Origin of the sequence: Serratia grimesii NBRC 13537, from assembly GCF_001590905.1 — a bacterium.
Taxonomy (GTDB): Bacteria; Pseudomonadota; Gammaproteobacteria; order Enterobacterales; family Enterobacteriaceae; genus Serratia; species Serratia grimesii.
On record NZ_BCTT01000005.1, the window covers coordinates 378,002 to 384,483 of the forward strand.

Consider the following 6,482-nt stretch of genomic DNA (forward strand, 5'->3'; position numbering starts at 1 on the left):
AAACCATGTGGTATTTTGCCTGGATTCTCGGAACGCTTCTTGCCTGTGCCTTTGGCATCATCACGGCGCTGGCACTTGAGCATCACGAAGATTCAAAAGCACAGCAAGACGGTAAGTGATGAGTTCGTCATTGACTGACAAGCTGTACGCTGTCACTGATAAGGGTCCTATCAGGGCCCTTTCATTGGTGTTGGCGTTGATTTTGGCGGGCTGTATTTTCTGGGATCCGACCCGCTTTGCGGCGAAGACCAGCTCGCTGGAGATTTGGGAAGGTCTGCTGCTTATTTGGGCAGTCTGTGCCGGGGTGGTTCATGGCGTCGGGTTCCGACCGCAACGCACTCTGTGGCGTGCTTTTTTTGCGCCACTTCCGGCAATTGTGATCCTGGCCGCAGGATTACTTTACGTTTCTTTATAATCTCCGCTATACCCCCAAGTTATGGGCCATCGCGGCCCATAATTATTTTCGTTCCCATCTTGTAACCCATTCCCAACCCGATCCGTCTTGCGTATAGTAGCACCGTTAAATTGCATTGCTGGGAAGTAGAGTGAGTAATACGTTGTTTCGATGGCCGGTTCGCGTTTACTACGAAGATACCGATGCCAGTGGTGTGGTCTATCACGCCCGCTATGTGGCTTTTTTTGAAAGAGCGCGCACTGAGATGCTGCGTCATCATAACTTTCATCAACAGCAGCTGCTCAGTGAAAATGTCGCCTTCGCTGTCCGGCGCATGACGGTAGATTATCTGCTTCCTGCACGTCTTGATGACCAGCTGGAAGTTCAGAGTGAAATCACCTCAATGCGCGGGGCTTCTCTCACGTTTGCTCAACGTATTGTCAATTCTGACGGAACTCTTTTGAGTCAGGCCGATGTGTTGATTGCATGCATTGATCCACACCAAATGAAGCCGATAGCGCTTCCTAAGTCTATTGTCGCGGAGTTTAAGCAGTGAATGAGATGAACATCCTAGATTTATTCTTGAAGGCAAGCCTGCTGGTTAAGCTTATCATGTTGATTTTGATATGCTTCTCAGTGGCATCCTGGGCGATCATCATTCAGCGCACCCGCATTTTGAATGCGGCTACGCGTGACGCCGAAGCCTTTGAAGACAAATTCTGGTCCGGTATTGAGCTTTCCCGTTTGTATCAGGAAAGCCAGGCTCGTCGCGATAGCCTGACGGGTTCCGAACAAATCTTCCACTCTGGTTTCAAAGAGTTCGCTCGTCTGCATCGCGCTAACAACCATGCACCGGAATCGGTGATCGAAGGTGCGTCGCGTGCGATGCGTATCTCGATGAACCGCGAACTGGAAACGCTGGAAAACCACATTCCTTTCCTCGGCACAGTGGGTTCGATCAGCCCGTATATCGGTCTGTTCGGTACCGTGTGGGGGATCATGCATGCCTTTATCGCACTGGGTGCGGTTAAACAGGCCACGCTGCAAATGGTAGCACCGGGTATCGCTGAAGCACTGATCGCAACTGCTATCGGTTTGTTCGCCGCTATTCCGGCCGTAATGGCCTATAACCGCCTCAACCAGCGCGTCAACAAGCTTGAGCAGAATTACGACAACTTTATGGAAGAGTTCACCGCTATTCTGCATCGTCAGGCCTTCTCCAGCGACAGCAAATAAGTAGGAGGTAGCATGGCGAGAGTTCGTGGACGTAATCGGCGCGAGCTGAAGTCCGAAATTAACATAGTTCCGTTGCTCGACGTGTTGCTGGTGTTGTTGCTGATCTTTATGGCAACGGCGCCGATTATCACGCAGAGTGTTGAGGTTGATCTGCCAGACGCCACCGATTCTAAAGCGGTGTCCAGCAGTGATAACCCGCCGGTAATCCTCGAGGTTTCTGGCGTGGGTCAATACACTCTGGTGGTGGATCACGATCGCATGGAGCTGTTGCCGCCGGAGCAGGTTGCTGCTGAAGCCAAGTCGCGTTTAGCGGCTAACCCTAAAACGGTCTTTTTGATCGGTGGGGCGAAGGAAGTTCCGTATGATGAGATTATCAAGGCATTGAATATTCTCCATCAGGCGGGCGTCACTTCTGTAGGGCTGATGACCCAGCCAATCTGACCCTAGGGCCAGTGGCAACCCGGTTCCTGTGCTGCGGCGCAGGAACCCCGTATAAGCAACGCCAGTTTTTGGGAATCTATTTTGGTAAAGGCAACTGAGCAAAACGATAAGCTGAACCGCGCCGTTATTGTTTCGGTCGTTCTGCACTTTGTATTGATTGCCCTGCTGATTTGGGGATCGCTGCAAGAAAACGTCGAAATGAGTGCCGGCGGTGGCGGCGACGGTTCGGTCGTCGGTGCAGTGATGGTCGATCCCGGGGCAGTGGTGGAGCAGTACAACCGCCAGCAACAGCAGAGTAACGACGCGCAGCGTGCTGAAAAGCAGCGCCAGAAAAAAGCGGAACAACAGGCCGAAGAACTTCAGCAGAAGCAGGCGGCGGAACAACAGCGCCTGAAAGAACTGGAGAAAGAGCGTTTGACCGCGCAGGAAAAAGCGGCCCAGGACGCGAAAGCACAGGCTGAACAGCAAAAGCAGGCCGCAGAGCAACAAAAGCAGGCTGCTGAACAGCAAAAAGTGGCTGAGAACGCCGCGGCGAAAGCCAAAGAACAACAGAAAGTAGCGGAAGCGGCCGCTGCGAAGGCCAAGGCCGAAGCGGATAAAGTCGCTAAAGCACAGGCGGACGCGCAGAAGAAAGCTGAGTCTGAAGCCAAGAAAGAAGCCGCTGTTGCTGCTGCCGCTAAGAAGCAGGCGGAAGAAGCGAAGAAAGCCGCTGCTGAGGCTGCAGAGCAAAAAGCTGCCCAAGCGGCTGAGAAAAAGGCTGCTGCTGACGCCGAGAAGAAAGCGGCAGCAGAAGCCGAGAAGGCTGAGAAAAAAGCGGCTGCTGATGCTGAGAAGAAAGCAGCAGCAGAGGCTGAGAAAAAAGCTGCCGCCGCAGAGAAGGCTGCTGCCAAGAAAGCGGCTGATGCCAAGAAAAAAGCCGCTGCAGCCGCTGCTGAGCAGTCTTCAGAAGTTGATGACCTGTTTGGAGGCCTGGCTGACGGCAAAAACGCGCCGAAAGGCGGCGGCAAGCAGAAAGGTGACGGTAAACCGGCAGGTCAGGGCAATGCCAAGACTGCAGGTGCCAGTGGTGCTGAGATCAACGGATATTTGGGGCAGATTACTTCTGCCATTCAAAGCAAGTTTTACGACGCAGACTTGTATAAAGGGCGTAAGTGCGACCTGCGGATTAAATTGGCACCGGACGGCCTATTGATTGATGTTAAATCTGAAGGGGGTGATCCCGCATTGTGTCAGGCGGCAATAGCTGCTGCGAAACAGGCGAAGATCCCGAAACCGCCAAGTCAGGCAGTTTATGAGGTGTTTAAGAATGCTCCCCTTACGTTTAAGCCACAATAATGGTTGTTTTAGCTAAGTCATATCGCAGGGATGTACTAAGGTAACCAACAGGGATTATGTAGTTTTGTTTGCGTTGGTTTGTTAAAATTCTGCTAATTTATCGCAGGCATTCCGCCTGGATAAGGGAGATGAGATGAAGCAGGCATTTCGAGTAGCGTTAGGTTTTTTAATACTGTGGGCATCCGTTCTTCACGCGGAAGTTCGCATTGAAATCACCCAAGGGGTCGACTCTGCTCGCCCGATTGGCGTGGTGCCGTTTAAATGGGCGGGCCCAGGCACGCCTCCGGAAGATATTGGCAAGATTGTCGGCGCAGACCTGCGTAATAGCGGCAAATTCAACCCAATTGACGTGGCGCGTATGCCGCAGCAACCAACCACCGCGTCTGAAGTGACGCCGGCGGCCTGGACTGCATTGGGCATTGACGCGGTCGTGGTCGGTCAGGTGCAACCTGGTGCGGACGGCGGCTACCTGATCTCTTATCAACTGGTTGACACCTCGGGTTCACCAGGCACCGTTCTGGCGCAGAACCAGTATAAAGTGACCAAACAATGGTTGCGTTATTCTGCTCACACCGCCAGCGACGAAGTGTTTGAGAAACTGACCGGTATCAAAGGCGCATTCCGTACCCGTATCGCTTACGTGGTACAGACCAACGGCGGGAAATTCCCGTACGAGCTGCGCGTAGCGGATTACGATGGCTACAACCAGTTTGTGGTACACCGTTCACCAGAACCATTGATGTCTCCAGCCTGGTCGCCGGACGGCAGCAAACTGGCGTACGTAACCTTTGAAAGCGGCCGTTCAGCGTTGGTTGTGCAGACACTGGCTAACGGTGCTATCCGTCAGATCGCTTCGTTCCCGCGTCACAACGGTGCACCTGCGTTCTCACCGGACGGCAGCCGACTGGCCTTTGCGCTGTCTAAAAGCGGCAGCCTGAACCTGTATGTGATGAACCTTGGCTCTGGCCAAATCACTCAAATCACCGACGGGCGCAGCAACAATACTGAACCGACCTGGTTCCCGGATGGTCAGTCTCTGGCTTATACCTCCGATCAGGGCGGCCGACCACAGATTTATAAAGTCAGTGCCAGTGGCGGTGCGTCACAGCGTCTGACATGGGAAGGCTCTCAGAACCAGGATTCTGAAGTCAGCTCTGATGGTAAATTCCTGGTGATGGTGAGCTCCAACAATGGTGCTCAGCATATCGCCAAACAAGATCTCGGATCAGGCGCCGTTCAAGTTTTAACCGGCACCTTCCTGGACGAAACGCCTAGTATTGCGCCAAATGGCACCATGGTGATCTATAGCTCCACGCAAGGTATGGGCTCCGTGTTGCAACTGGTATCGACTGATGGGCGTTTCAAAGCGCGTCTTCCGGCAACTGATGGACAGGTCAAATTCCCTGCCTGGTCGCCGTATCTGTGATGCATGTGTAAATATGTATGGCAAACTATAAAAGGATTAAAGAAATGCAACTGAACAAAGTGCTGAAAGGGCTTCTGCTGGCACTGCCAGTTCTGGCTGTAGCGGCTTGTAGTTCTAACAAAAGCGCAAACAACGACCAATCTGGTATGGGCGCTGGCACTGGTACAGAAAACGGCAGCAGCAACCTGTCTTCTGAAGAACAAGCTCGTCTGCAGATGCAAGAACTGCAGAAGAACAACATTGTTTACTTCGGCCTGGACAAGTATGACGTGAGCTCTGAGTTCGCTCAGATGCTGGACGCGCACGCTGCATTCCTGCGTAACAACCCGTCTTACAAAGTGACCGTAGAAGGTCATGCGGATGAGCGCGGCACGCCGGAATACAACATTGCCCTGGGTGAGCGTCGTGCTAACTCAGTTAAAATGTACCTGCAAGGTAAAGGCGTTTCTGCTGACCAGATCTCTATCGTTTCTTACGGTAAAGAAAAACCAGCAGTACTGGGCCACGACGAAGCGGCTTATGCTAAAAACCGTCGTGCAGTTCTGGTTTACTAAGAGAATCGCATGAACAGTAACTTCAGACATCACTTGTTGAGTCTGTCGTTACTGGTTGGCGTAGCGGTCCCATGGGCCGCTACTGCCCAAGCGCCAATCAGTAATGTCGGCTCCGGCTCGGTCGAAGACCGTGTCACCTCACTTGAGCGTATCAGCAATGCTCAGGGCCAGCTTTTAAACCAACTCCAGCAACAACTCTCTGACAACCAGCGTGATATTGACTCTCTCCGCGGACAAATCCAGGAAAACCAATATCAACTAAATCAGGTTGTTGAACGCCAAAAGCAGATCTATCAACAGATGGATAGCATCAGCCAGGGCGGTTCTCAGAGCTCTGCTGCCGCAGCAGGTGCCGCGGGTGGGGCAGCAGCGGCTGCATCCTCCGATGGCGCTGAGAGTGCGTCTGCGGGCGCCACAGCTGCCGCGCCGGCTAGCTCGGGTGATGAAAACAGCGACTACAACGCCGCTGTTTCATTGGCGCTGGAAAAAAAACAGTATGACCAGGCAATTTCCGCTTTTCAGACCTTCGTAAAACAGTACCCAAAATCGACTTACCAGCCTAATGCCAACTACTGGCTGGGCCAGTTGTTTTACAACAAGGGTAAGAAAGATGATGCGGCCTACTATTATGCGGTGGTGGTGAAGAATTACGCTAAATCACCAAAGGCGCCGGACGCAATGTACAAGGTGGGTATCATCATGCAGGAAAAAGGGCAGGCTGATAAAGCCAAAGCCGTGTTCCAGCAGGTGATTAAACAGTACCCAACCAGTGCTGCGGCCAAACAGGCGAAAAGTCGAGTAGCCGGTTAACAAGCAAAAAAATGAGCCCAGAAGTTAGTCGATTTGACCGATTTCTGGGCTCATTCGTGTGAAGAACAAGCAGTTGAACCACTTGTTCGAAAATTTAAGTTGCGCTGCCAAGATAAATTAGTAATATATGCCGCCGTTGCCAAGACATCTTGCAAGATGTTAAAGCAGCAAGGAAATTGGGTCGTTAGCTCAGTTGGTAGAGCAGTTGACTTTTAATCAATTGGTCGCAGGTTCGAATCCCGCACGACCCACCAATTTCTGAAGTAGTAGCAGTAACCACACTAGT

The 6,482-nt window shown here is 52.3% G+C and carries 9 protein-coding genes and 1 tRNA gene; all 10 read left to right on the forward strand.

From position 1 onward, the window contains the following. The first annotated feature begins 5 nt into the window (after window positions 1–5). The 10 genes from cydX (at window position 6) to SGR01S_RS06620 (ending at window position 6,450) form a co-directional block, all read left to right on the forward strand. The gene (gene cydX, locus SGR01S_RS06575) at window positions 6–119 is read left to right on the forward strand and encodes a cytochrome bd-I oxidase subunit CydX (protein WP_004949761.1); all 114 of its coding nucleotides are present in this window, start codon (window positions 6–8) and stop codon (window positions 117–119) included. After that, window positions 119–415 carry a cyd operon protein YbgE gene (gene ybgE, locus SGR01S_RS06580; protein ID WP_037418152.1) on the forward strand — a complete coding sequence of 99 codons (297 nt, stop codon included), beginning with the start codon at window positions 119–121 and terminating at the stop codon, window positions 413–415. The genes cydX and ybgE overlap by 1 nt, the downstream gene beginning before the upstream one ends. Before the next feature lie 130 nt (window positions 416–545). Then, a complete protein-coding gene (gene ybgC, locus SGR01S_RS06585) occupies window positions 546–950 on the forward strand; it encodes a tol-pal system-associated acyl-CoA thioesterase (RefSeq protein WP_012005710.1) in 405 nt (134 codons plus the stop codon). Continuing rightward, a complete protein-coding gene (gene tolQ / locus SGR01S_RS06590) occupies window positions 947–1,630 on the forward strand; it encodes a Tol-Pal system protein TolQ (protein ID WP_006324117.1) in 684 nt (227 codons plus the stop codon). The genes ybgC and tolQ overlap by 4 nt, the downstream gene beginning before the upstream one ends. Window positions 1,631–1,642: 12 nt before the next feature. Beyond that, the gene (gene tolR, locus SGR01S_RS06595) at window positions 1,643–2,071 is read left to right on the forward strand and encodes a colicin uptake protein TolR (protein WP_037418155.1); all 429 of its coding nucleotides are present in this window, start codon (window positions 1,643–1,645) and stop codon (window positions 2,069–2,071) included. An 81-nt stretch (window positions 2,072–2,152) separates the two neighbouring features. Further along, window positions 2,153–3,406, forward strand: coding sequence for a cell envelope integrity protein TolA (gene tolA / locus SGR01S_RS06600; protein ID WP_061806894.1), 1,254 nt, complete (start codon window positions 2,153–2,155; stop codon window positions 3,404–3,406). Between the two features lie 133 nt (window positions 3,407–3,539). After that, on the forward strand, window positions 3,540–4,832 hold the full coding sequence (tolB, locus tag SGR01S_RS06605) for a Tol-Pal system beta propeller repeat protein TolB (protein WP_020825685.1): 1,293 nt from the start codon (window positions 3,540–3,542) through the stop codon (window positions 4,830–4,832). Window positions 4,833–4,876: 44 nt separating this feature from the next. Then, on the forward strand, window positions 4,877–5,386 hold the full coding sequence (gene pal, locus SGR01S_RS06610; protein ID WP_037418161.1) for a peptidoglycan-associated lipoprotein Pal: 510 nt from the start codon (window positions 4,877–4,879) through the stop codon (window positions 5,384–5,386). Between the two features lie 9 nt (window positions 5,387–5,395). After that, window positions 5,396–6,196 carry a cell division protein CpoB gene (gene cpoB / locus SGR01S_RS06615; RefSeq protein WP_061806895.1) on the forward strand — a complete coding sequence of 267 codons (801 nt, stop codon included), beginning with the start codon at window positions 5,396–5,398 and terminating at the stop codon, window positions 6,194–6,196. A gap of 178 nt (window positions 6,197–6,374) precedes the next feature. Beyond that, window positions 6,375–6,450, forward strand: a tRNA-Lys gene (locus SGR01S_RS06620). Window positions 6,451–6,482: the final 32 nt, after the last annotated feature.

Excerpts from the sequence above, each read along its gene's own strand:
- tolB (WP_020825685.1), top strand. The coding sequence starts at position 3,540 with ATGAAGCAGGCATTTCGAGTAGCGTTAGGTTTTTTAATACTGTGGGCA.
- cydX (WP_004949761.1), top strand. The coding sequence starts at position 6 with ATGTGGTATTTTGCCTGGATTCTCGGAACGCTTCTTGCCTGTGCCTTT.
- tolR (WP_037418155.1), top strand. The coding sequence starts at position 1,643 with ATGGCGAGAGTTCGTGGACGTAATCGGCGCGAGCTGAAGTCCGAAATT.
- pal (WP_037418161.1), top strand. The coding sequence starts at position 4,877 with ATGCAACTGAACAAAGTGCTGAAAGGGCTTCTGCTGGCACTGCCAGTT.
- ybgE (WP_037418152.1), top strand. The coding sequence starts at position 119 with ATGAGTTCGTCATTGACTGACAAGCTGTACGCTGTCACTGATAAGGGT.
- cpoB (WP_061806895.1), top strand. The coding sequence starts at position 5,396 with ATGAACAGTAACTTCAGACATCACTTGTTGAGTCTGTCGTTACTGGTT.